Source organism: Pseudomonas sp. M2(2023) (genome assembly GCF_030263955.1).
GTDB classification, from domain to species: domain Bacteria; phylum Pseudomonadota; class Gammaproteobacteria; order Pseudomonadales; family Pseudomonadaceae; genus Aquipseudomonas; species Aquipseudomonas asiatica.
In genome coordinates this window covers 3365770-3390921 of the sequence record NZ_CP127114.1, presented here as the reverse complement: position 1 = coordinate 3390921, position 25152 = coordinate 3365770, and the positions used below count along the sequence as shown (strand labels likewise).

Genomic DNA, 25152 nt, shown 5'->3' with positions numbered 1-25152 from the left:
TAACGAGTAGGCTGCTGTCGCGAGTGTGTAGAACAAACCAATAAAAAAAAGAGACGACACGCAATGACGCCTCGGGTATTGATCGTCGATGACGATCCGCTTATTCGTGACTTGCTGCAGGCCTATCTGTCCCAGGAAGGCTATGACGTGCACTGCGCCGACACCGCGGAAAAGGCCGAAGCACTGCTCGGCAGCCAGGATGTCGACCTGGTGCTGCTGGACATCCGCCTGCCCGGCAAGGACGGCCTCACCCTGACCCGTGAGCTGCGGGTACGTTCGGAGGTCGGCATCATCCTCATCACCGGCCGCAACGACGACATCGACCGTATCGTCGGCCTGGAATGCGGCGCCGACGACTACGTGATCAAACCGCTCAACCCCCGCGAACTGGTATCCCGCGCCAAGAACCTGGTCCGCCGTGTGCGCCATGCCCGCGAGGTGCACCCGACGCCGGCCTGCGCGCAATCGCTGAAGCAGTTCGCCGACTGGGCGCTGGACACCGACCGCCGGCGCCTGATCGACGCCCGTGGCGGGCAAACCCTGCTGACCCATGGCGAGTTCCAGTTGCTCAGCGTGTTCCTGCGCAACAGCGGCCACACCCTCAGCCGCGACCAGTTGATGGACCAGATCCGCAACCGCGAATGGGTGCCCAACGACCGCTCCATCGACGTGCTGGTCGGCCGCCTGCGGCGCAAGCTGCACGACGACCCGGCCGAGCCCCAACTGATCATCACCATCCACGGCACCGGCTACCTGTTCACCGCCAGCGTGGCGGCATGACCCGCAGCGCCTGGGTGCTGGCCTTGGCATTGTTCGCCGTGCAAGCCAGTGCAAAGCAGCCGGTGCGCTATTGCGATTACCCGGTGTACCCGCCGATTTCCTGGAGTGACGGCCACCAGGTGCGCGGCCTGGCCCCCACCGTGGTGCGAGAGCTGTTCGCGCGCATGGGCTACGAAGTGCAGACCGTGGTGCTGGGCAACTGGAAGCGCTGCCTGATGGACGCCGCCGCCGGGCGGGTGGACGTGGTGCTGGCCTACAACAGCGACCAGCGTGACCAACGCATGCGCTTTTCCACGGTGCCGGTGGTGCGCGAGGAAGTGGCGGTGTTCTACAACCGCCTGCGGCCGGTGCAGTTCCAGCGCCTGGAAGACCTGGCCAGTTACCGCGGCGGCCTGCTGTACGGCGAAAGCTACGGCGCCGACTTCGACCGCTTCGTCGCCCGCCACCAGAACATCGAACGGGTTTCGTCCAGCCAGCAGAACTTCGGCAAGCTGATCCGTGGGCGCATCGACTACGTGATCCAGGAGCGGCGCACCGGCCAGCTGTTCATCGAAAAGCTGCCCGGGGCGCAGGACATCCGCGTATTGCCCACGGCCCTGAGCGTGGACTACCTGCGCGTCGCGATATCACGGCAATCGCCCTTGAGCCAGCATATGGACGAAATAGACGCGCAGTTGCTGCGCATGAACCAGGCCGGCGAGATCGAGCGCTGGCTGGAGCAGAGCGAAGTGACCTACCGCGACATGGTCAACCTGCCGGCGGACTCCCGATGATCCGCCTGCGCACCGATGGCTTGCTGCGCCGCCTGCTGCTGTTCATCCTGCTGTTCAGCCTGTGCTTTACCGTGCTGGCCAGCTCGGTGCAGCTGTACTTCGAATACCGCCGCGAGATGCGCGATATCGAGGCGCGTATGGCGCTGATCCGCGCCGGTTACCTGGCCAGCCTGGAGCGCAGCCTGTGGGACCTGGATGAGGCACAGCTGGATACACAATTGCGGGGCCTGGTGGACTTTTCCGATGTCGCCCGGGTGCGTCTGGTCAGTGACGATTTCCAGATGCTGCGCGGCCTCGCCGAGCCCAAGGGGCCGCTGCGTATCGAACGTTTCCCCCTTGATTACCAGCCGCCCTCGGGGCCGGCCAGGCACCTGGGCGAGCTGGAAGTGAGCATCGACCTGGGCGCGGTGCACCGGCGGCTGTATGCCACTGGCCTTGCCAGCCTGCTTTGGATGGGCGTGTTCCTGTGTGGCCTGGCGGTGGCGCTGTCGGGGCTGTTCTACCGCCTGGTCACCCGCCACCTGCAAGTGATGGCCGAGTTCGCCCGGCGTATTGGCGCCGGCCAATGGCAGGAACCGTTGCGCCTGGGGCGCCGCCCGTCAACGCGCCCGGACGAGATCGACACCGTGGCCAATGCCCTGGATGACATGCGCCGCGCCATCCTCAGTGACATCGAACGCCGCGAGCGCGACCGCCTGGCGCTGCAGGACAAGCGCGACGAACTGCAGGCCATGGTCGAGCGGCGTACCGCCAGCCTGGCCCGGGCCAAGGACGAGGCCGAAGCCGCCAACCTGGCCAAGTCACGCTTCCTGGCGACCATGAGCCATGAGCTGCGTACCCCGCTCAACGGCATTCTCGGCATGGCCGAGCTGCTGCGCGGCGGCCGGCTGGAGGCGGCCGACCGCCAGCGCGTCGAGGCCTTGTACAAGGCCGGCGAGGGGTTGCTGGCGATTCTCAACGAGGTGCTGTATTTCGCCCGGCTCGAGGAGGGCGAGAGCCGCGCGGAGCTGGTCGGTTTTTCGCTACGCCAGTTGTGCCAGGAAGTGCTGGCGCTGCTTGAACCCATGGCCCGGGACAATGGCGACACCCTGCAGCTGGATATCGACGAGCAATTGGCCGATTACCAGCACGGTGCCGAACAGTACCTGCGCCAGGTGCTCAGCAACCTGCTGGCCAATGCCATCAAGTTCACCGAACAGGGGCAAGTGCGGCTTGCGGTGCAGGTACTGGCCAGTGACCAGGGCTCGCAGCGCGTGCGGGTGTCGGTCAGCGACAATGGCATCGGCATCGAGCCGGCTGTGCAGGCCAGGGTCTTCGACCGCTTCGTCCAGGCCAGCGAGGCGGTGGCCCGGCGCTACGGCGGCACCGGCCTGGGCCTGGCGATCTGCAAGCACCTGGTGGAAAAACTGGGGGGCTGCATTGGCCTGGACAGCGTGCAAGGGCAGGGCAGTCGCTTCTGGTTCGAGCTCGACTTGGCCCGCGGGCAGCCAGTGCTGGCCAGTTCACCAGCCCCGTCGCCCATGGCCAGCCTGGACATCTTGGTGGTCGAAGACGTGGCACTGAACCGCGAGGTGGCCGGCGGTTTGCTGCTGCGCGATGGCCACCGGGTGAGCTTTGCAGAAGACGCCGTGCAAGCCTTGCAGGCCTGCGCACAGCGGCGCTTCGACCTGATCCTGCTCGACGTGCATCTGCCGGGCATGAGCGGGGTGGAGCTGTGCCGGCAACTGCGTGCCACGCCCGGGCCGAACCGCCATAGCCGGGTCCTGGCACTGACGGCTGGCGTGCAGCCGGGGCAAGTCCCAGGCTACCTGGATGCCGGCATGCAGGGAGTGCTGGCCAAGCCCCTGCGGCTGGACAACCTGCGCCAGGCGCTGGCCGAAGCGGCGCCTGCTGAAGTGGTTGGCGTCGACGCGACAATGGACTGGTCGTTGCTGGACACCCATCGCTCGCTGCTGGGTGAACAGAAGCTGCAAGGCCTGTTGAAGGTGCTGCGCCAGTCGCTGGAACATCACGCCACGGCGTTGGCCGAGGCGCTGCCGGCCCAGGACTTTACCGAAGTGCTGCACCTGGCCCACCGCCTGGCCGGCAGTTGCGATTCCCTGGGCTTTTGTGGGCTGGCTGCGTTGTTGCGTCGCCTTGAGGACGCTGCCCGGCAGCATGACGAACAGGCATTGAAAGCGCTCGCCGCGCCGCTGGCCACCGAGCTTGCCCAGGCCCGCGCCACCCTGGAACAGTTGATCCAGAGCTGACGTACAAAAACCTTACGACTTTTTACATCTTCGATCCGTTCGTTCAACGGCACCTTACATCCGTTTCCAATAATCCAAGGCAACCGTGTTGCACGCGGTCCATGAGGCTTATTGGAGACAAGAATAATGACATGCCGTAGCGCTCAGCCCCTCCTTCCCAACACACCGTGCGGCACCCCCGCGTGGTATGGCACCGGCCGCAAAGGCGAGGTGCGCCATGACTGACAACCGCGAAAAGATCCAGCTCACCCGCGCGCTGAAAAGCCGGCACATCTTCATGCTGTCGCTGGGCGGGGTGATCGGCACCGGGCTGTTCATGGGCTCGGGTGTGACCATCAACCAGGGTGGCCCGATAGGCGCGATCCTGGCCTACCTGGTCGCGGGTTTGCTGATGTACCTAGTGATGGTCTGCCTGGGCGAGCTGTCGGTGCAGATGCCGGTGTCCGGTTCGTTCCAGGCCCACGCCACCAAGTTCATCGGCCCGGCCACCGGCTTCATGATCGGCTGGGTGTACTGGATGAGCTGGGCCACCACCGTGGGCCTGGAGTTCACCGCCGCCGGCATGCTGATGACCCGCTGGTTCCCGGAGGTGCCGATCTGGTATTGGTCGGCGCTGTTCGTGGTCGTGCTGTTCGGCCTCAACGCCCTGGCCACCCGTGCCTTCGGCGAGGCGGAGTACTGGTTCTCGGGGATCAAGGTGGCGACCATCCTCGGCTTCATCATCATCGGCCTGTTGGTGATCTTCGGCGCCATCCCGCTGAGCAGCGGGGCGCCAGCACCGATGCTGGACAACCTGGTGGGCGAGTCGCTGTTCCCCCATGGCCTGTCGGCGGTGTTCGCGGTGATGATGACCGTGGTCTATGCCTTCCAGGGCTGTGAAATCATGGGGGTGGCGGCCGGCGAGACCGAGCACCCGGAAAAGAGCATCCCGCGGGCCGTGCGCAACGTGGTGTTCCGCGTGCTGATCTTCTACGTACTGGCGATTGCCGTGCTCTCGGCCATCGTGCCGTTCGAGCAGGCCGGGCTGATGGAAAGCCCGTTCGTGCAGGTGTTCGACATGGTGGGTATTCCCTTTGCCGCCGACCTGATGAACTTCGTCATCCTCACCGCCATCCTTTCGGTGGGCAACTCCGGGCTGTATGCCTCCACGCGCATCCTCTGGGCCATGTCGAAGAGCGGCATGGCGCCGAAAAGCCTGTCGCCGCTGAGCAAGCGTGGCGTGCCGTTGCGTGCGCTGAGCATCACCCTGTGCTTCGCGCTGATCTCGCTGATGACCAGTTTCATTGCCGCCGACACTCTGTTCATGGTGTTGATGGCGGTGAGTGGCATGTCCGGCACCGTGACCTGGATCGTCATCGCCCTGGCGCAATACCGCTTCCGCAAGGCCTACCTGCGAGATGGTGGGCAACTGCAGGACCTGAAGTACAAGGCGCCGCTGTACCCGCTGGTGCCGCTGCTGTGCATCACCCTGTGCAGCTCGCTGTTCGTGTTCCTGGCGCTGGATGAAACCCAGCGGCCGTCGTTGTACTGGGGCTTTGGCTTCATTGCCCTGTGCTACGCGGCGTACTTCTTCGTCAACCGCCGTCGGCAGGGGGCCTTCGAGCCGAGCGTGCCAGGGGTCTGAGGTTTCAATCTCGGGGGCTGCTACGCAGCCCATCGCGACGCAAGGCCGCTCCCACAGGTACCGCGCAGACCTGAAGTCTGCGAATGACTTGTGGGAGCGGCCTTGTGTCGCGAAAGGGGCGCAAAGCGCCCCCAGCAATCCGTCAGTTGTACAAAGTTGTAACAACCACCTCCTATCTCAACCTTGATGCAACAAATAAAGCTAATAAAAACAACGATATATATCGTTTTCAAGCGTTGTTACAGCCCCATCCCCGCCCAATTGCCGCCTTGTTGAACACTCGTTTAGTATCTCCCTCATCAAGCCCTCTCAAACCATCACAACAACACCGAGGCCCCCCATGACCACCCCGTCGTCGTCACTGTTGAGCAAGGTCGAAGCCGGCGTTGCCTGGATCACCCTCAACCGCCCCGAGCAGCGCAATGCGCTGGACATCCCCACCCTCAAGCAACTGCACGCCCTGCTGGAAACCTGCAACAGCGACCCGACCGTGCGCGTGGTGGTGCTGACCGGCAGCGGCCGCAGCTTCTGCGCCGGTGCCGACCTGGCCGAATGGGCCGCGGCCGAGGCCCAGGGCACCCTGGAAAGCTACGGCTGGACCGAAACCGCCCACGCCCTGATGTTGCGCCTGCACAGCCTCGACAAGCCCACCATCGCTGCCATCAACGGCACCGCCGTGGGCGGTGGCATGGACCTCAGCCTGTGCTGCGACCTGCGCATCGCCGCGGCCTCGGCGCGCTTCAAGGCCGGCTACACCAGCATGGGCTACAGCCCCGATGCCGGTGCCAGCTGGCACCTGCCACGGCTGATCGGCAGCGAGCAGGCCAAGCGCCTGTTGTTCCTCGATGAACTGTGGGGTGCCGAACGTGCCCTGGCGGCCGGGCTGGTCAGCGAAGTCTGTGCCGACGAGCAACTGCCCGCCGTGGCCGCCGAGCTGGCCGGGCGCCTGGCCAACGGCCCCACCTTCGCCTACGCGCAGACCAAGCGGCTGATCCGCGATGGCGCGCGGCGCACCCTGGCCGAGCAGCTGGAGGCCGAGCGCCAGGCCGGCCTGCTGTGCGGCCGCAGCCAGGACGGTGCCGAGGCACTGCAAGCCTCGGTGGAGCGACGCGCACCCCGTTTTACCGGCCAGTAACCCGATAACCGACCCTCACCAGGACCTTCGCAGATGAATTTCCAACTGACCCAAGAACAAGAAATGTTGGTGGAAGCGGTACGCAGTTTTGTCGCCAAGGAGCTGCTGCCCCATGAGGAGGCGGTGGACCGCGCCGATGCCGTATCGCCCGAGCTGGCTGCGCAGATCCGTGGCAAGGCCATCGCCGCCGGGTTCTATGCCTTCAACATGCCCGAGGAGGTCGGCGGCGGTGGCCTGGACTATCTGTCCCAGGCGCTTATCGAGCGCGAACTGTCCAAGGTGTCCTGGGCCTTGCACGTGTTCGTCGCGCGGCCATCGAAAATCCTCATGGCCTGCAAGGACGAGCAGATCAACGACTACCTGTTGCCCTGCGTGCAGGGCGAGAAGATCGACTGCTTCGCCCTCACCGAGCCGGGCGCCGGCTCCGATGCCAACGCCATCAAGACCCGTGCCGTGCGCCAGGGTGACGACTTCGTCATCAACGGCAGCAAGCACTTCATCAGCCATGCCGGCCACGCCGATTTCGCCATCGTCTTCGCCGTCACCGACACCTACGAGCACAACGGGCGCAAGCGAAATGCGGTAACGGCCTTGCTGGTCGACCGGGGCACGCCGGGCATGACCATCCGCCGTGGCCCCAAGTGCGTGAGCAACCGTGGCTACCACACCTACGAGCTGTTCTTCGACGACTGCCGGGTGCCGGCCAGCAAGGTGCTGGGCGAGGTCGGCAAGGGCTGGGAGGTGGCCAACGCCTGGCTCACCGCCGGCCGGGTGATGGTCGCCGCCAACTGCGTGGGCCAGGCCCAGCGTGCCCTCGACCTGTCGCTGCAATGGGCCGCCGACCGCAAGCAGTTCGGCCAGGCCATCGGCAGCTACCAGGGCGTGTCGTTCAAGCTGGCCGACATGGCCACGCAGATTCGCGCTGCGGAAATGCTCACCCTGCACACCGCCTGGAAGATGGACCAGGGCAGCATGACCGACGGTGAGGCCGGCATGGCCAAGCTGTTCGCCAGCGAGGTGCTGGGCAAGGTTGCCGACGAAGCCGTGCAGATCTTTGGCGGCATGGGCCTGATGGATGAAGGGCCGGTCGAGCGCATCTGGCGCAACGCACGCATCGAGCGCATCTGGGAAGGCACCTCGGAAATCCAGCGGCACATCATCGCCCGCGAACTGCTGCGCCCGCTGCTGCGCTGAACGCCAGGAGAACACCCATGTCGCATTCGATTCGTGACAACCTCAAGCGCCTGCTGGCCCCCCGGCACCTGGCCTTCGTCGGCGGGCGCAGCATGGCGCGGGCGCTGAAGCGCTGCGCCGAAGGTGGCTTTGGTGGCGAGCTGTGGCTGGTCAACCCGCAGCATGACAGCCTCGAAGGCATTCCCTGTGTAGCACGTGTGGCCGACTTGCCCCATGCCCCGGACGCGGTGTTCATCGCCACCAACCGCGAACTGACCCTGCAGTGTGTTGCCGAGCTGGCCGCACGCGGCGCCGGTGGCGCCATCTGCTATGCCGCGGGCTTTGCCGAAAGCGGCGAAGAGGGCCGCCAGCTGCAGCAGCGCCTGCTCACCGCCGCCGGCAACATGGCCTTGCTCGGCCCCAACTGCTACGGCCTGCTCGACTACCTGCACGGCGCTGCCCTGTGGCCGGTGGCCCATGGTGGCCAGCAGGTGGAGAAGGGCGTGGCGATCCTCACCCAGAGCGGCAACTTCGCCTACAACCTGTCGATGAGCGACCGATCGCTGCCGGTGGCCTACATGGCCTCGGTCGGCAACCAGGCACAACTGGGCGTGGCCGAGCTGATGGACGTGCTGCTCGACGACCCACGGGTAACCGCCATCGGCCTGCACCTGGAAGGCCTGAAGAACGTGCCGGGCTTCGCCCGTGCTGCCTGCAAGGCATTGCAGCAGGGCACGCCGATCATTGCGCTGAAGACCGGCGTTTCGCAGATTGGCGCCGAACTGGCGCTCAGCCACACCAGCTCGCTGTCCGGCTCCGATGCCTTGTACGACAGCCTGTTCCAGCGCCTGGGCGTGATCCGCGTCAGTGGCCCGGTGAGCTTCGTTGAAACCCTCAAGGCCGCCGCCTGTGGGCGCCTTCCGGTGAATGGCGAGCTGATCGCCCTGGCCTGCTCGGGTGGCGATGCCGGCTTGATCGCCGACTATGCCGAGCGCAACCAGCTGGTCCTGCCGAAGCTCGAACAAGGGCAGGTGGCGCAGTTGGCCGAGGTGCTGCCGGCCTATGCCAACCTGGTCAACCCGCTGGACTTCACCACGGCCATCTGGGGTGATGCAGCGGCTCTGCAACGCATGCTCGACAGCACCCTGAGCGGCGCAGCCGACGCGGCCATGCTGGTGCTGGACTACCCGGCGGCGTTCACCGGCGAACGCAAGGAATGCGACCTGCTGCTGGCGCTGTACTGCGATGCACTGGAGCGCCACGGCAAGATCGGCTTCGTCACCTCGGCATTCCCGGAGCTGTTGCCCGCCTGCGCGCGCGAGCGTTTGCACGCGCGTGGCATCGCCGCCCTGCAGGGCGTGGAGGATGGCCTGGCAGCCTGGGGCCGCATCGTCACCTACCAGCGCAACCGCCAGCGGCTACTGGAACAGGGTGAGGCCGCGCGGGTGCCGCTGTGCCCGAAGGCCATCGCGGGCGAGGGCCAGCTGCTGGACGAATGGCAATCCAAGCAAGCCCTGCGTGCCTTCGGCCTGCCGGTACCGGCAGGGGTGCTGAGCACACCCGAGCGCGCCGTGGCAGATGCCGCCCGCGTCGGCTACCCGCTGGTATTGAAGGCGGTCAGCGCGCAACTGCCGCACAAGACCGAAGCCGGTGCGGTGGCGCTGAACCTGCGCGATGCCGCCGCCCTCGAGGTTGCGCTGGTGCAGATGCGCCAGCGCATCGCCGCCTACGCCCCGCAGGTAGCGTTCGACCAGGTGCTGCTCGAACCGATGGCCGAGCCGCCGCTGGCCGAACTGATCGTTGGCATCAAGCGCGAGCACGACTTCGCCCTGGCCCTGGTGATCGGTGCCGGTGGCGTGCTGGTCGAGCTGCTCAAGGACAGCGTCAGCCTGTTGCTGCCAACCACCGACGATGCCATCCGCAGCGCGCTGCTCGGCCTGCGCAGTGCCAGCCTGCTGCAAGGCTTCCGTGGCCGCCCGGCCGCCGACCTCGACGCACTGGTTGCGGCTATCCGCGCGGTGGCCGACTACGCCTGCGAGAACGCCGGGCAACTGCTGGAACTGGATGTGAACCCATTGATGGTCGGTGCCCACGGCACCACCGCGGTCGACGCGCTGATCCGCCTCGGCCAGGCGCAAGGAGAACGACATGAATAAGCACACCCCGACCGCCGGCCAGGCGTTGGTGCGCCTGCTGGCCAACTACGGCGTGGAGACGGTATTCGGCATCCCCGGCGTGCACACCCTGGAGCTGTACCGCGGCCTGCCGGGCAGCGGCATCCGTCATGTGCTGACCCGCCACGAGCAGGGCGCCGGCTTCATGGCCGACGGCTATGCACGGGTAAGCGGCAAACCGGGGGTGTGCTTCGTCATCACCGGCCCGGGCGTGACCAATGCCGCCACCGCCATCGGCCAGGCCTACGCCGACTCCATCCCGATGCTGGTGATTTCCAGCGTCAACCACACTGCCAGCCTGGGCAAGGGCTGGGGCTGCCTGCACGAAACCCAGGACCAGCGCGCCATGACCGCGCCGATTACCGCGTTCTCCGCCGTGGCCCTGCGCGGCGACGACCTGCCCGAACTGATCGCCCGCGCATGGGCTGTGTTCGACAGCGAACGGCCGCGCCCGGTGCACATCTCGGTGCCGCTGGACGTACTGGCCGCACCGGTCAGCCGTGACTGGAGCAATGAGGTAGTGCGCCGCCCCGGGCGCGGCCAGCCTTGCCGCGACATCCTCGACCAGGCCGCCATGAAACTGGCCGCCGCCAAGCGCCCGATGATCATTGCCGGCGGAGGGGCATTGCACGCGGCCGAGCAGCTGCAGCAGCTGAGCACTCGGCTGGCAGCGCCATTGTTCACCAGCGTGGCCGGCAAGGGCCTGCTGCCAGCGGACGCGCCACTGAATGCCGGCGCCAGCCTGTGCGTCGAGCCCGGCTGGCAGCTGATCAGCCAGGCCGACGTGGTGCTGGCAGTAGGTACCGAAATGGCCGACACCGACTTCTGGCGCGAGCGCCTGCCGATCAGCGGCGAGCTGCTACGCGTGGACATCGACCCGCGCAAGTTCAACGACTTCTACCCCTGTGCCATAGCGCTGCACGGGGATGCCCGGCAAACCCTGGCCGGCCTGCTCGAGCACCTGCCAGAGCTGGATCGTGACCCGGCCCAGGCCAGCGAAGCCGTGGCCAACCTGCGCCAGGCCATTCGCGGCGGGCATGCGCCACTGCAGGCCGTGCACCAGGCGATTCTCGACCGCATTGCCGCCGTGCTGCCCGACGATGCCTTCGTCAGCAGCGACATGACCCAGTTGGCCTACACCGGCAACTACGCCTTCGCCAGCCGGGCGCCGCGCAGCTGGCTGAACCCCACCGGCTACGGCACCCTTGGCTATGGCCTGCCGGCCGGCATCGGCGGCATGTTCGCCAGCGACCATCGCCCAGGCCTGGTGCTGGTGGGCGACGGCGGCTTCCTCTACACCGCCCAGGAGCTGGCCACGGCAGTCGAAGAACTGGACCGGCCACTGGTCGTGCTGTTATGGAACAATGACGCCCTTGGCCAGATCCGCGACGACATGCTCGGGCTGGACATCGAGCCGGTCGGCGTACTGCCACGCAACCCGGACTTCATCGGCCTGGCCCGCGCCTTTGGTTGCACGGTGCGCCAGCCGCGTGACCTGGACGCGCTGCAGGCCGATCTGGCCAGCGGTTTCGCCACCCCCGGCGTCACCTTCATCGAACTCAAACACACCTGCGTCTGCTAAGCGGCAGACACCACGAACAACAAGAGAAATCACCATGCAATTTAGCCGTACCCTCCTGGCTGCATCCCTCGCTCTGCTGATCACTGGCCAGGGCCCGCTGTACGCCGCACCGCCCCTGTCGATGGACAACGGCACCACCGCCCTGACCGCGCAGAACAGCAACGCCTGGGTCGAAATCAGTGCCGGCGCACTGCAACACAACATCCGTACCTTGCAGGCCGAGCTGGGCGGCAAGTCCAAGCTGTGCGCCGTGCTCAAGGCCGACGCCTATGGCCACGGTATCGGCCTGGTCATGCCGTCGATCATCGCCCAGGGCGTGCCCTGCGTGGCGGTGGCCAGCAACGAGGAGGCACGCGTGGTCCGCGCCAGCGGCTTCACCGGGCAACTGGTGCGGGTACGCCTGGCCAGCCTCGGCGAAGTGGAAGATGCCTTGCAGTACGACATGGAAGAGCTGGTTGGCAGCGCCGAGTTCGCCCGCCAGCTCGATGCCATCGCCGAACGCCATGGCAAGACCCTGCGCATTCACATGGCGCTCAATTCCAGCGGCATGAGCCGCAACGGCGTGGAAATGACCACCTGGTCCGGCCGGGGTGAAGCGCTGCAGATCACTGACCAGAAGCACCTCCAGCTGGTCGCGCTGATGACTCACTTCGCCGTGGAAGACAAGGACGATGTGCGCAAAGGCCTGGCAGCGTTCAACGAACAGACCGACTGGCTGATCAAGCACGCGAAACTTGATCGCAGCAAGCTCACCCTGCATGCCGCCAACTCCTTCGCTACGCTGGAAGTGCCGGAAGCGCACCTGGACATGGTGCGTACCGGTGGCGCGCTGTTCGGCGACACCGTGCCGACGCGCACCGAATACCAACGTGTCATGCAGTTCAAGTCGCACGTGGCGGCGGTGCACAGCTACCCGGCAGGCAACACCGTCGGCTACGACCGCACCTTCACCCTGGCGCGTGATTCGCGCCTGGCCAACATCACCGTGGGTTACTCCGATGGCTACCGCCGGGTGTTCACCAACAAGGGCCATGTGCTGATCAACGGCCACCGAGTGCCAGTGGTGGGCAAGGTGTCGATGAACACCTTGATGGTCGATGTCACCGACTTCCCCGATGTGAAGGGGGGCAACGAAGTGGTGCTGTTCGGCAAACAGGCCGGGGGGGAGATCACCCAGGCCGAGATAGAAGAAATCAACGGCGCGTTGCTCGCCGACCTCTACACCGTATGGGGCAGTTCCAACCCGAAGATTCTCGTCGACTGAACTGCCAATGAAGGGAGATTGCCATGCGCTACGCCAAGCTCACTCAACACATCGCCGGCGACGGGGCTGCGGCCTGGGACATCCACTATCGCGCCCTGGCGCTGCAGGCCGAGGGTAGGGATATCCTGCTGCTTTCGGTGGGTGACCCGGACTTCGACACCCCCGCGCCGATCGTCGAGGCGGCCATCGACAGCCTGCGTTCGGGCCACACCCATTACGCCGATGTGCGCGGCAAGCTGGCGCTGCGCCAGGCCATCGCCAACCGCCACCGCCAGCGCAGCGGCCAGGCCGTCGATGCCGACCAGGTGACGGTGCTGGCGGGGGCCCAGTGCGCGCTGTACTGCGTGGCCCAGTGCGTGCTCGACCCGGGTGACGAGGTAATTGTCGCCGAGCCCATGTACGTGACCTACGAGGCGGTGTTCGGGGCTTGTGGCGCCAAGGTGGTACCGGTGCCGGTCAAGCCGGAGAACGGCTTTCGCGTGTGCCCGCGTGACGTGGCCGCGCGCATCACCCCGCGCACCCGTGCCCTGGCCCTGAACAGCCCGCACAACCCCTCGGGGGCGAGCCTGCCGCGTGCCACCTGGGAGGCGCTGGCCGAGCTGTGCATCGCCCACGATCTGTGGTTGATCTCTGACGAGGTGTATAGCGAGCTGTTGTACGACGGCGAGCATGTCAGCCCTGGCAGCCTGCCGGGCATGGCCGAGCGCACCGCCACCCTCAACAGCCTGTCGAAGTCGCATGCCATGACCGGTTGGCGGGTGGGCTGGGTGGTCGGTTCGACCGAACTTGCCACCCATCTGGAAAACCTCGCCCTGTGCATGCTGTACGGTTCGCCGGACTTCATCCAGGACGCCGCCGTGGTGGCACTGGAGCAGCAGCTGCCGGAACTGGATGTTATGCGCGAAGCCTATCGCCAGCGTCGCGACCTGGTGTGCGAGCAGTTGGCCGACTGCCCGGGCATCAAGGTGCTCAAGCCCGATGGCGGTATGTTCGTGATGGTCGATATCCGCGAGACCGGCGTATCTGCCCAGACCTTTGCCGACTACCTGTTGGACAGCCAAGGCGTGTCGGTGCTTGCCGGCGAAGCGTTCGGCCCCAGCGCTGCCGGGCATATCCGCCTGGGCCTGGTGCTGGGCAATGCGGCGCTGATCGATGCCTGCCGGCGCATCGCCTGCTGTGCCGACGAACTGAAACGGGACTACGGCCATGCGTGAGTATGCGCGGCTGTACATCGACGGCGCCTGGCAGGTACCGAGCGGGCAGGGCATGGCCGAGGTGATCGACCCGGCCACCGAACAGGCCATCGGCCGGGTGCCGCTGGGCGCCGAGGCCGATGTCGAACGGGCGGTCATGGCCGCGCGGCGGGCCTTCGATGGCTGGTCGCGCACGCCGTCCAGCGTACGTGCCGGCTATATAACGGCGCTGGCTGCACAGCTGAAAAGCCGCGCGGCGGAAATGGCCTCGGTCATCACCGACGAGTTGGGCATGCCGGTGCAGTGGTGCCAGGCGGTACAGGTGGAGGGCCCGATTGCCGGGCTGGAGCAGTACGCCGAACTGGCCGGGCTGATGGATGAGGTGCGCGAAGTCGGCAACTCGCTGGTGTACCGCGAAGCCGTTGGCGTGTGCGCGTTCATCAACCCGTGGAACTACCCGCTGCACCAGATGATCGGCAAGCTGGCGCCGGCCCTGGCCGCCGGCTGCACGGTGGTGGTCAAGCCCAGCCAGGAAACACCGCTGCATGCGTTCCTGCTGGCCGAGATGATCGAGGCCATCGGCCTGCCGGCCGGGGTGTTCAACCTGGTCAGCGGGCCGGGGGCCAAGGTTGGCGAGGCCCTGGCCCGGCACCCGCAGGTGGACATGGTGTCGTTCACCGGCTCCACCGGCGCCGGGGTGCGCGTGGCCCAGGCGGCCGCGCCGACGGTGAAGCGGGTGTGCCTGGAGCTGGGCGGCAAGTCGCCTCTGCTGATCACCGCCGACGCCGACCTGCACGCGGCGGTGCGCCATGGCGTGCAGGACGTGATGATCAACTCGGGGCAGACCTGCACGGCCCTGACCCGCATGCTGCTGCCGGCCAGCCGCTACGCCGAGGCGCTGGAGATTGCCGAGGCCGAGACCCGGGCGCTGGTCATGGGCGACCCGCGTGACCCGGCCAGCTTCCTCGGGCCGATGTGTTCGGCAGGCCAGCGGCGCACCGTGCTCGACTACATTCGCCTGGGCCAGGAAGAGGGCGCGCGCCTGCTGTGCGGCGGTGATACGCCAGCCGGCTTCGAGCGCGGCTTCTACGTGGCGCCGACCTTGTTCGCCGATGTCGACAACCGCATGCGCATCGCCCAGGAGGAAATCTTCGGCCCGGTGCTGTGCCTGATCCCCTATGCCGACGAGGCCCAGGCGCTGGCCCAGGCCAACGATTCGCCGTTCGGCCTGTCCAGTGCGGTGTGGGCCGGTAGCCGTGAGCACGGCCTGGCCCTGGCGCGGCAGATACGCGCCGGGCAGTGCTTCATCAACGGTGGCGGGTTCAACTACCAGGCACCGTTTGGTGGCTACAAGCAGTCGGGCAACGGGCGCGAGTGGGGCGAGGAGGGCCTGGCCGAGTTCGTCGAGGTGAAAGCGGTGCAGTGCTGAGCACAGCTGGAAGACAACCTGTTTTGTGTGAGGAGAATGTTTGTGAATGTACTGATCGTCCACGCTCACCCCGAGCCGCAATCGTTCACTGCTGCCCTGCGTGACCAGGCCGTGGAAACCTTCCGCGCCCAGGGCCACCAGGTGCAGGTCAGCGACCTGTACGCCATGGGCTGGAACCCGGTGGCCAGCGCCGATGACTTCAGCCAGCGCGAGAACTCCGAGTACCTGGTGTATGCCCTGGAGCAGCGCCAAGGGGTCAAGCGTGGCGCCATTGCCGCGGATATCCGGCAGGAGCTGGACAAGCTGCTGTGGGCCGACTTGCTGGTGCTGAACTTCCCGATCTTCTGGTTCTCGGCGCCGGCCATGCTCAAGGGCTGGATCGACCGCGTGCTGGTGTCGGGGGTGTGCTATGGCGGCAAGCGCTTCTACGACCAGGGCGGTTTGGCGGGCAAGAAAGCGCTGGTGACCGTGACCCTGGGCGGGCGCGAGCACATGTTTGGCGACGGGGCGATTCATGGGCCGCTGGAGGACATGCTGCGGCCGATCTTGCGCGGCACGCTGGCCTATGTGGGGTTCGAGGTGCTGCCGCCGTTCGTGGCCTGGCATGTGCCGTACATCAGTGACGAGGCGCGGCAGGTGTTCTTGCAGCAGTACCGGCAGCGCCTGGAGCAGCTCCCGGACGACCAGCCACTGGTGTTCCCGCGCCTGGAGCAGTTTGATGAGGCGCTTTACCCACTAACCTGACTTTTCTCCTGTACCAGCCACTGGGGCCGCGTTGCGGCCCTTTCGCGACACAAGGCCGCTCCCACAAGGACTGCGCAGCCTTCGAAGCCGGCAGTGAACCTGTGGGAGCGGCCTTGTGTCGCGAAAGGGCTGCAAAGCAGCCCCAGAATTCTGTCGGCGTACGACATTCCGCCAAAAAGCGACCACCCACACATTCGGGGTATGTCCCCCTTCGGCAAATCCCTCGATAGTGCCCCCATCGGCTCGATCCCGAGCATTCACACGATGGAGTTGCCATGCGCAAGGTACTGAAGGTGATTGGCGGTCTGCTGCTGGCGTCTGGCGCCAGCCTGGCCCAGGCGGCAGAGGTGGACAGCGGTAACACGTTGCGGTTGTACAACTGGACCGACTATATCGGCGAAACCACCCTGGCCGACTTCGAGAAGGCCACCGGCATCAAGGTCATCTACGACACCTTCGACGGCTACGAAACGGTACAGACCAAACTGCTCACCGGCCGCTCCGGCTACGACCTGGTCATGCTCAACGCTTCTCTGGTCCCCCCGCTGATCAGCGCCGGGGTATTCCAGGCGCTGGACAAGCAGCAACTGCCAAGCTGGCACAACCTCGACCAGCAGGTGGTGAACAACCTGCAAGGCTACGACCCCGGCCTGAAATATTCGGCGCCCTATACCTGGGGCAGCTCGGGGGTGACCTACAACGTCGACAAGATCACCGCGCGCATGCCCGATGCCCCCATCGGCTCGCTGGCCATGCTGTTCGACCCCAGGATCGTCTCGCGCTTCGCCGACTGTGGCGTCACCCTGATGGACGCGCCGACCGAAGTCATCCCGCTGGCCCTGCAGTACCTGGGCAAGGACCCACGCAGCGCATCACCGGCCGACCTCAAGGCGGCCGAACAACTGCTGTTGGGCATTCGCCCGTACATTCGCAAGTTCGATTCGGTCAACTACCTCACCAGCCTGCCCAACGGCGATGTCTGCCTGGCCCTGACCTGGTCCGGCGACTACGCCACCGCCCAGGCCCGCGCGGTGGAAGCGAAGAAGGACATCAAGCTGTCGTTCTTCATCCCCCAGGAAGGCTCGCTGATCTGGTTCGACAACCTGTACATCCCCAAGGATGCGCCGCACGCGGCCAACGCCCACCGCTTCATCGAGTTCCTGCTGCAGCCGCAGACCATGGCCAAGGTCACCGACTACATCCACTACGCCAACAGCAACGCCGCCGCCACGGCGCTGGTGCGCGACGAGATCCGCCAGGACCCGGCCATCTACCCCGACGCGCAAACCCGCGAGCGCCTGTTCGCGCAGAAAACCCAGAGCCCGAAGGACATGCGCGCCATCACCCGGGTCTGGAGCACGGTCAAGACCGGTTTCTGAACACTGCCCAACGATCACTGCCAAGGAGCTGCCCATGGCCACCCCAAGCAAAGCATTCGCCATTGCCCACGACCCGCTGGTGGAAGCCGACAAGGCCCACTACATGCACGGTTACCACGTGTTCGACGAGCACCGCGAGCAAGGCGCGCTGAACATCGTTGCCGGTGAGGGCGCCTACATCCGCGATACCCACGGCAACCGCTTCCTCGATGCCGTCGGCGGCATGTGGTGCACCAACATTGGCCTGGGCCGCGAGGAAATGGCCCTGGCCATCGCGGACCAGGTACGCCAGCTGGCCTATTCCAACCCGTTCTCCGACATGGCCAACGACGTGGCCATCGAGCTGTGCCAGAAGCTTGCGCAGCTGGCGCCGGGTGACCTGAACCATGTGTTCCTCACCACCGGCGGCTCGACCGCGGTCGACACTGCCTACCGGCTGATCCAGTACTACCAGAACTGCCGTGGCAAGCCGCACAAGAAGCACATCATCGCCCGCTACAACGCCTACCACGGCTCCACCACGCTGACCATGTCGCTCGGCAACAAGGCCGCTGACCGGGTGCCGGAGTTCGATTATCAGCACGACCTGATCCACCACGTGTCCAACCCCAACCCGTACCGCGCCCCGCACGACATGGACGAGGCCGAGTTCCTCGACTTCCTGGTGGCCGAGTTCGAGGACAAGATTCTCTCGCTGGGGGCCGACAACGTGGCGGCGTTCTTCGCCGAGCCGATCATGGGCTCGGGCGGGGTGATCATTCCGCCCACGGGCTACTTCCAGCGCATGTGGCAGCTGTGCCAGACCTACGACATCCTGTTCGTCGCCGACGAAGTGGTGACCTCGTTCGGGCGCCTGGGCACCTTCTTCGCCAGCGAGGAACTGTTCGGCGTAACCCCCGACATCATCACTACCGCCAAGGGCCTGACCTCGGCCTACCTGCCGCTGGGGGCGTGCATCTTCTCCGAGCGCATCTGGCAGGTGATCGCCGAGCCGGGCAAGGGCCGCTGCTTCACCCACGGCTTCACCTACAGTGGCCACCCGGTGTGCTGCACCGCGGCGCTGAAGAACATCGAGATCATCGAACGCGAGCATTTGCTGGAGCACGTCAAGGATGTTGGCGGCTACCTGGAGCAGCGCCTGCAAAGCCTGCGCGAGCTGCCGTTGGTGGGGGATGTGCGCTGCATGAAGCTGATGGCCTGTGTCGAGTTCGTTGCCGACAAGGCCAGCAAGACGCTGTTCGCCGACGAGGTGAACATCGGCGAACGCATCCACAGCAAGGCCCAGGCCAAAGGGCTGCTGGTGCGGCCGATCATGCACCTGAACGTGATGTCGCCGCCGTTGATCGTCACCCATGCGCAAGTGGACGAGATTGTCGAAACCCTGCGCCAGTGCATCATCGAAACCGCGCGCGAACTCACGGCGCTTGGCCTGTACCAGGGCCGATGAACCTGGCGCAAAGGGCTGTGCGCGGGCGTGCCTGGCAGGCTAGACTGCCGGGCATGACCCAGGCCTCTCCCGACACCCCGCTTACCCTTTCACTGGGCGCGCTGCAGCAATGGCATGCGGCGCTGCAGCGCGCACTGGCCCACAGCGAAACGCCCGAGGCGCTGGCGCATGTGGCAGCCGCCATCGGCCAGCTGGTGCGGGTGGAATCGATGATGATCAGCCTCGAGTGCCAGGGGCGGGCACCGCAACTGTTGTACCAGCAAGGCATCCCCGACCTGCACCGCGCCGCCGTGCTGGAGCGCTACTTCACTGCCGGCTACCTGCTCGACCCGTTCTGCCTGGCCGTGCAGAGCGGCCTGGCCGAGGGCTTCTACCACCTGCAGGAAATCGCCCCGGACAACTTCTTCGACAGCGACTACTACAAGGCCTACTACCTGGGTACCGGTTGCAGTGAAGACAGCTACTACATCGTCGACCTCAGCGCTGGCCGCAAGTTGTCGCTGAGCCTGTTCCAGGGCTGCAGCGGCACACGGCTGAGTACGGGGCAGATCGACCTGCTGCGCGCGCTGGAGCCGATGGTACGCGAGCTGCTGGGGCGCTACGCTCGGCACCATCTGGAGCCCGGCCCCGCTTCGGCGGAGCGTGGCAGCCTGCAGGCGGCGTTCGACAGTTTCGGCTGCCAGGTGCTGACCGACCGTGAGCGGGAGGTGGCGCACATGATCTTGCGTGGGCATTCGGTGAAGTCCACCGCGCTGGAGCTGGGCATCTCGCCGGAAACCGTACGCATGCACCGCAAGAACCTGTACCTGAAGCTGGAGATCAACTCGCAGTCGGAGTTGTTTGCGCGGTTTATCGACTGGCTGCGCGGTGATCACCTGCCGGTATAGCAGCAAAGGAGCAACTGCCTTGCTCACTATTTGAAAGCTGGCGCGATCCCTGTGGGAGCGGGTTCACCCGCGAAGCAGACACCGCGGTGGATGGCACGGGCTTCGCCCGTGTTCGCGGGTGAACCCGCTCCCACAGGTATAGCGCTGCCCCCCAATAACTCTCAGCCCCTGCCTTTAGCCAGATAGGCCGCAAACTCCGCGTCCGGCACCATGCTGCCACCGGTCCCCCACACCAGATGCGTAGCCCGGCCCATGCGCCCGGCCGACAGGCCCATGCGCGCCAGGTACTCAGGCGCTTCAAGCACCCTGACCATGCCCGGCATCCCCGCCAGCGCCGAAGGCTCCAGCCGCGCATTCTCCTGGTCATGGGCCAATACCAACAGCCGGTACAGCGCCTCGTCGCTGACCGTGTAATAACCATCGAGCAAACGCTGCATCGCCTTGCCGACAAAGCCGGAAGGGCGGCCCACCGCCAGGCCGTCGGCGGCGGTCAGGTTGTCGATGCCGAAATCCTGCACGCTGGTGGCGTCATGCAAACCGCTATACACCCCCAGGAACATGCACGGTGAGTGGGTGGGCTCGGCGAAGATGCAGTGCACATGGTCGCCCCAGATCAGCTTCAGGCCGAACGCCACGCCACCGGGGCCACCGCCGACCCCACAGGGCAGGTAGACGAACAAGGGGTGCTCGGCATCTACCTTGATGCCCGCGGCTTCGAACTGGGCGGCCAGCCGCTCGGCCGCCACGGCATAGCCGAGGAACAGGTGTGGCGAGTTCTCGTCGTCGACGAAGTAGCAGCCCGGGTCCGCCGCCGCCTGCTGGCGCCCTTGCTCCACCGCCACGCTGTAGTCGCTTTCGTACTCGACCACGTTCACGCCATGGGCGCGCAGTTTGTCCTTCTTCCACTGGCGGGCATCGGCCGACATGTGCACGGTCGCCTGAAAGCCCAGTCTGGCGCTCATGATGCCGATCGACAGGCCGAGGTTGCCGGTCGAGCCGACCGCAACCTTGTACTGGCTGAAGAATTGCCGGGCCTGGTCGCTGGCCAGTTCCCGGTAATCGCTGTCGAGGCTGATCAGGCCGGCTGCCAGGGCAAGGTCTTCGGCATGCTTGAGCACTTCATGAATACCGCCGCGGGCCTTGATCGAGCCAGAGATCGGCAGCTCGCTGTCGGCCTTGAGCCAAAGTGAACCGCTGGCAGGCAGGCCCGCTGCCTGCAGCAAGGTGGCATGCAGTTTGGGCAGCGGGCGCAGTGGTGACTCGATGATGCCGCCGGTGGCGGCGGTATCCGGGAACACGCTGGCCAGGTAGGGGGCAAAGCGTGCCAGGCGGGCACTGGCAGCACTGACATCGGCGGCGCTTAAACCGACGTCGGCCAGGGCTTGGGCGGCCGGGGCAATGTGCGGGTTGAACCAACGGGTTTCGCGCAGGGCCACCAGGTCGTCGATCAGGGGGTGGGAGCTGCACCATGCTTGCAGTGTCTTGCCGTGAATCATGCTGGGTATTCCTGTTGGTTGATGATGGCCGGGGTGTGACACAAAAGTGCGCCTACAGACAGACGCGGACCCTGTGGGAGCGGGTTTACCCGCGAAGAATTCAACTCGGTGCATGGCACGGGCTTCGCCCGTGTTCGCGGGTGAACCCGCTCCCACAGGGGGCAGGTGTTTAGCCAGACCGTTGAGGTCAGGGAGCGCGTGCTCATTCGGCCTGTTGTGCAATCAATGTCAGGCAGCGCTGCACGATCGGGCTCACATCGCCCTTGCGCCGGCTGAGGATGATCGGGCTGACGGCGCCGCTGTCGAGCAGGCTTACATATTCGATATCGGTGCGGTGCTGCTGTTGCACCGACGCCGGCACCAGGGTCACGCCCACGCCGACGGCCACCAGGCCGATGGCGGTCTGCAGTTCGTTGGCCCATTGGCTGACGTGGATGCTCATGCCGTGGTGGGCGAACAGTGCCAGCACATGGTCGGCATAGCTGGGCCGCGGGTTGGCCGGGTAGAGGATGAACGCCTCGCCAGCCAGCTGGGCAAGTGTAAGCGGGCTGCTCGCCAGCGGGTGATCCTTGGGCAATACCGCCACCAGCGGGTCCTCGCACAGCACTTGTTGGTGAATCGCCGGGTCATCGATGCGAATGCGCCCGAAGGCGATGTCGATGCGCCCGCTTTTCAGCGCCTCCACCTGCTGCAGCGTGGTCATCTCGTTGAGGCCCAGTTCCAGCTCGCTGTCCTGGCGCAGCTCGCGGATCAGCTCCGGCAGCACCTTGTACAGGGTCGACGGGGCGAAGCCGATCCCCAGCCACTGGCGCTGGCCCTGGCCAATGCGACGGGTGTTGTCGCTGATGTTCTGCAGCTGCTGCAGCACGGTGCAGCTCTGTTCGTAGAAGAAGCGACCCGCCTCTGTCAGCCGCAGCGGGCGCTCGCGCACTACCAGCAAGGTACCGAGCTGGTCCTCGAGTTGGCTGATCTGCCGGCTCAGCGGCGGCTGGGCAATGTGCAGCAGCTCGGCGGCGCGAGTGAAGTTCAGGGTTTCGGCCAGGACCTTGAAGTAACGCAAGTGGCGCAGCTCCATCAGACCTCCAGGGTATGGTGGGAGATTCATTCGATATTGGACGGCTATCAGGGTCTCGCGCAATCCTTGAACAAGCAAGTAAATGCACCACTCGGGCCTGCGGCTGGCAGCCCGAAACAACGGGACCTGGCAACAATGACAAGCGTGCTGATTGAACGTATCGAGGCAATTATCGTCGACCTGCCGACCATTCGCCCGCACAAGCTGGCGATGCACACCATGCAGCAGCAGACCCTTGTGGTATTGCGTGTTCGCTGCAGTGATGGCGTGGAAGGCATCGGCGAGGCCACCACCATCGGCGGCCTGGCCTATGGCTACGAAAGCCCGGAGGGCATCAAGGCCAACATCGATGCGCACCTGGCGCCGGCGCTGGTTGGCTTGCCGGCTGACAACATCAACGCCGCCATGCTCAAGCTGGACAAGCTGGCCAAGGGCAATACCTTTGCCAAGTCGGGTATCGAAAGCGCCTTGCTCGATGCCCAGGGCAAACGCCTGGGCCTGCCGGTCAGCGAACTGCTGGGTGGCCGCGTGCGCGACAGCCTGGAAGTGGCCTGGACCTTGGCCAGCGGCGATACCGCCCGGGACATCGCCGAAGCCCAGCACATGCTGGAGATTCGTCGGCATCGGGTGTTCAAGCTGAAGATTGGCGCCAACCCGTTGGCCCAGGACCTAAAGCACGTGGTGGCGATCAAGCGCGAGCTGGGCGACAGCGCCAGCGTGCGGGTCGACGTCAACCAGTACTGGGACGAATCCCAGGCCATCCGTGCCTGCCAGGTGCTTGGCGAAAACGGCATCGACCTGATCGAGCAACCGATTTCGCGTATCAACCGCAGCGGCCAGGTACGCCTGAACCAGCGCAGCCCGGCACCGATCATGGCCGACGAGTCGATCGAAAGCGTCGAGGACGCCTTCAGCCTGGCTGCCGACGGCGCGGCCAGCATCTTCGCCCTGAAAATAGCCAAGAACGGCGGCCCGCGGGCCGTACTGCGTACCGCGCAAATCGCCGAGGCTGCCGGCATCGCCTTGTATGGCGGGACCATGCTCGAAGGCTCGATCGGCACCCTGGCTTCGGCTCATGCCTTCCTGACCCTGCGCCAGCTCACCTGGGGCACCGAGCTGTTCGGGCCGCTGCTGCTGACCGAAGAAATCGTCAACGAGCCGCCGCAATACCGCGACTTCCAGCTGCACATTCCACGTACCCCAGGCCTGGGCCTGACCCTGGACGAACAGCGCCTGGCGCGCTTCGCCCGCCGCTGAACGAACACACACAGAACCCTGTGGGAGCGGCTTTAGCCGCGAAGCAGGCGACGCGGTGGATGGCACGGGCTTCGCCCGTGTTCGCGGGTAAACCCGCTCCCACAGTGTTTGCGCCAAATCAGAGAAAGGAGATACCAGCATGCTGTTCCACGTGAAGATGACCGTGAAACTGCCGGTCGACATGGACCCGGCCAAGGCCGCCCGGCTCAAGGCCGACGAAAAGGAACTGGCCCAGCGCCTGCAGCGCGAAGGCACCTGGCGCCACCTGTGGCGCATTGCCGGGCACTACGCCAACTACAGCGTGTTCGATGTACCCAGCGTCGAGGCGCTGCACGACACCCTGATGCAGCTGCCGCTGTTCCCGTACATGGATATCGAGGTAGACGGCCTGTGCCGGCACCCCTCGTCGATTCACAGCGACGACCGCTGAGTCGCACCTGTCTACCTGACAAGAACAAGATGAGGCAAGCACGATGACCGTTAAAATTTCCCACACTGCCGATGTTCAGGCGTTCTTCAAGGAAGTGGCCGGCCTGGGCCATGCTGAAGGCAACCCACGCTTCAAGCAGATCATCCTGCGTGTGCTGCAGGACACTGCACGCCTGGTCGAGGACCTGGAAATCACCGAAGACGAGTTCTGGCATGCCGTCGACTACCTCAACCGCCTGGGTGGCCGTAACGAAGCCGGCCTGCTGGCGGCGGGCCTGGGCATCGAGCACTTCCTCGACCTGTTGCAGGACGCCAAGGACGCCGAGGCCGGCCTGACTGGCGGCACCCCGCGCACCATCGAAGGCCCGCTGTATGTGGCAGGCGCGCCGCTGGCGCACGGTGAAACGCGCATGGATGACGGCAGCGACCCGGGCGTGGTGATGTTCCTCCAGGGCCAGGTGTTCGATGCCGAAGGCAAGCCGTTGGCCGGCGCCACCGTCGACCTGTGGCATGCCAACACCCAGGGTACCTATTCGTACTTCGACACTACCCAGTCCGAGTACAACCTGCGCCGGCGCATCATCACCGATGCCGAAGGGCGCTACCGCGCGCGCTCCATCGTACCGTCGGGGTACGGTTGCGACCCGCAGGGACCAACCCAGGAATGCCTGGACCTGCTCGGCCGTCACGGCCAGCGCCCGGCGCATGTGCACTTCTTCATCTCTGCGCCCGGGCACCGGCACCTGACCACGCAGATAAACCTGGCCGGCGACAAGTACTTGTGGGATGACTTTGCCTATGCCACCCGTGACGGGCTGGTCGGCGAGCTGCGCTTTGTCGAGGATGCTGCGGCAGCGCGTGCTCGCGGCGTAGAGGGTGAGCGCTTTGCCGAGCTGGCGTTCGACTTCCATCTGCAGGCGGCCAAGGCGCCAGACGCCGAGGCGCGCAGCCACCGCCCGCGCGCGTTGCAGGGGGCCTGAGTGATGTTATCGCTCCGGTTGTAGAGGTCGTTGTGGGAGCGGGTTTACCCGCGAAGAATGCGACTCGATGTATGGCACCGGC

General features: G+C 65.7%; 20 protein-coding genes. 18 read left to right on the top strand and 2 right to left on the bottom strand.

The genetic code is table 11. The features are described from left to right. Positions 1-63: 63 nt before the first annotated feature. From QN085_RS15540 to QN085_RS15470, 15 genes are all read left to right on the top strand, one after another. Positions 64-780, top strand: coding sequence for a response regulator (locus QN085_RS15540; protein ID WP_013973084.1), 717 nt, complete (start codon positions 64-66; stop codon positions 778-780). Beyond that, complete coding sequence (locus tag QN085_RS15535; RefSeq protein ID WP_013973083.1) at positions 777-1553, top strand: substrate-binding periplasmic protein; 777 nt, start codon at positions 777-779, stop codon at positions 1551-1553. Before QN085_RS15540 ends, QN085_RS15535 begins: the two co-directional genes overlap by 4 nt. Continuing rightward, a complete protein-coding gene (locus QN085_RS15530; RefSeq protein ID WP_013973082.1) occupies positions 1550-3802 on the top strand; it encodes a hybrid sensor histidine kinase/response regulator in 2253 nt (750 codons plus the stop codon). The genes QN085_RS15535 and QN085_RS15530 overlap by 4 nt, the downstream gene beginning before the upstream one ends. Before the next feature lie 217 nt (positions 3803-4019). Then, positions 4020-5426: an amino acid permease gene (locus QN085_RS15525; protein WP_013973081.1), complete on the top strand. Its 1407-nt coding sequence runs from the start codon at positions 4020-4022 to the stop codon at positions 5424-5426. A gap of 340 nt (positions 5427-5766) precedes the next feature. Then, the gene (locus QN085_RS15520; protein ID WP_013973080.1) at positions 5767-6561 is read left to right on the top strand and encodes an enoyl-CoA hydratase/isomerase family protein; all 795 of its coding nucleotides are present in this window, start codon (positions 5767-5769) and stop codon (positions 6559-6561) included. A gap of 33 nt (positions 6562-6594) precedes the next feature. Next, positions 6595-7755, top strand: coding sequence for an acyl-CoA dehydrogenase family protein (locus QN085_RS15515; RefSeq protein ID WP_039613897.1), 1161 nt, complete (start codon positions 6595-6597; stop codon positions 7753-7755). 17 nt (positions 7756-7772) lie between these two features. Continuing rightward, positions 7773-9890 (top strand): acetate--CoA ligase family protein, encoded by a 2118-nt coding sequence (locus QN085_RS15510; protein WP_285687135.1) that lies wholly within the window; start codon positions 7773-7775, stop codon positions 9888-9890. Further along, positions 9883-11490 carry a 5-guanidino-2-oxopentanoate decarboxylase gene (locus tag QN085_RS15505; RefSeq protein ID WP_041505869.1) on the top strand — a complete coding sequence of 536 codons (1608 nt, stop codon included), beginning with the start codon at positions 9883-9885 and terminating at the stop codon, positions 11488-11490. The genes QN085_RS15510 and QN085_RS15505 overlap by 8 nt, the downstream gene beginning before the upstream one ends. Positions 11491-11524: 34 nt before the next feature. Continuing rightward, positions 11525-12754: an alanine racemase gene (gene alr, locus QN085_RS15500; RefSeq protein ID WP_023663463.1), complete on the top strand. Its 1230-nt coding sequence runs from the start codon at positions 11525-11527 to the stop codon at positions 12752-12754. Between the two features lie 23 nt (positions 12755-12777). After that, positions 12778-13968: a pyridoxal phosphate-dependent aminotransferase gene (locus tag QN085_RS15495; RefSeq protein ID WP_041505870.1), complete on the top strand. Its 1191-nt coding sequence runs from the start codon at positions 12778-12780 to the stop codon at positions 13966-13968. After that, positions 13961-15376, top strand: a complete 1416-nt coding sequence (locus QN085_RS15490; protein ID WP_041505871.1) for an aldehyde dehydrogenase family protein — start codon at positions 13961-13963, stop codon at positions 15374-15376. Before QN085_RS15495 ends, QN085_RS15490 begins: the two co-directional genes overlap by 8 nt. Positions 15377-15418: 42 nt before the next feature. Continuing rightward, complete coding sequence (locus QN085_RS15485; protein ID WP_024087323.1) at positions 15419-16120, top strand: NAD(P)H-dependent oxidoreductase; 702 nt, start codon at positions 15419-15421, stop codon at positions 16118-16120. 275 nt (positions 16121-16395) lie between these two features. After that, positions 16396-17499: a polyamine ABC transporter substrate-binding protein gene (locus tag QN085_RS15480; RefSeq protein WP_013973072.1), complete on the top strand. Its 1104-nt coding sequence runs from the start codon at positions 16396-16398 to the stop codon at positions 17497-17499. Between the two features lie 34 nt (positions 17500-17533). Continuing rightward, entirely contained in the window at positions 17534-18946 is a 1413-nt protein-coding gene (locus QN085_RS15475) for an aminotransferase (RefSeq protein WP_013973071.1), read from the top strand. 53 nt (positions 18947-18999) lie between these two features. Then, positions 19000-19833 (top strand): LuxR C-terminal-related transcriptional regulator, encoded by an 834-nt coding sequence (locus tag QN085_RS15470; protein ID WP_230397086.1) that lies wholly within the window; start codon positions 19000-19002, stop codon positions 19831-19833. A 161-nt stretch (positions 19834-19994) separates the two neighbouring features. Here the strand turns inward: QN085_RS15470 and dsdA are convergent, their stop codons facing one another. Together dsdA and catR are read right to left on the bottom strand one after the other, a co-directional pair. Next, positions 19995-21329 (bottom strand): D-serine ammonia-lyase, encoded by a 1335-nt coding sequence (gene dsdA / locus QN085_RS15465; RefSeq protein ID WP_013973069.1) that lies wholly within the window; start codon positions 21327-21329, stop codon positions 19995-19997. Positions 21330-21531: 202 nt separating this feature from the next. Next, positions 21532-22404, bottom strand: a complete 873-nt coding sequence (catR, locus tag QN085_RS15460) for an HTH-type transcriptional regulator CatR (protein ID WP_013973068.1) — start codon at positions 22402-22404, stop codon at positions 21532-21534. Positions 22405-22539: 135 nt separating this feature from the next. Here catR and QN085_RS15455 point away from each other — a divergent pair, with 135 nt between their 5' ends. From QN085_RS15455 to catA, 3 genes are all read left to right on the top strand, one after another. Next, positions 22540-23661 (top strand): muconate cycloisomerase family protein, encoded by a 1122-nt coding sequence (locus tag QN085_RS15455; RefSeq protein ID WP_024088025.1) that lies wholly within the window; start codon positions 22540-22542, stop codon positions 23659-23661. A 139-nt stretch (positions 23662-23800) separates the two neighbouring features. Beyond that, positions 23801-24091, top strand: a complete 291-nt coding sequence (gene catC / locus QN085_RS15450; protein WP_013973066.1) for a muconolactone Delta-isomerase — start codon at positions 23801-23803, stop codon at positions 24089-24091. Between the two features lie 43 nt (positions 24092-24134). Next, a complete protein-coding gene (gene catA, locus QN085_RS15445) occupies positions 24135-25070 on the top strand; it encodes a catechol 1,2-dioxygenase (protein ID WP_013973065.1) in 936 nt (311 codons plus the stop codon). The last annotated feature ends 82 nt before the right edge of the window (positions 25071-25152 follow it).